Source organism: Halomonas sp. SIMBA_159, assembly GCF_046536035.1.
Lineage (GTDB): Bacteria > Pseudomonadota > Gammaproteobacteria > Pseudomonadales > Halomonadaceae > Vreelandella > Vreelandella venusta_A.
In genome coordinates this window covers 1-271 of sequence record NZ_JAWJBT010000604.1, presented here as the reverse complement: position 1 = coordinate 271, position 271 = coordinate 1, and the positions used below count along the sequence as shown (strand labels likewise).

The following is a 271-nucleotide window of genomic DNA, read 5'->3' as shown; positions in this document are numbered from 1 at the left end:
CGCGGCGGAGGCGGACGCGCCGGCGCTGGCGCTCGATCATGTCAGCCATCGCTTCGGCGACGTGCTCGCGGTCGACGATGTCTCCCTCGCCGTCGGGGCGGGGGAGATCGTCTGCCTGGTGGGGCCGTCGGGCTGCGGCAAGTCGACCTTGCTGCGGCTGGCCGCCGGGCTCGAGGACCTGCAGACCGGCGTCGTGTCGATCGCCGGGCGCGCCGTGCCCGGGCCGCGCGTGTCCATGCCGCCGGAGGATCGCGGGATCGGCCTGGTGTTC

General features: G+C 75.3%; 1 protein-coding gene. It reads left to right on the top strand.

The window, feature by feature from the left end:
- Positions 1-271: ATP-binding cassette domain-containing protein (locus R0J87_RS20630; protein WP_498888586.1), on the top strand; the 271-nt coding region annotated here is incomplete at both ends.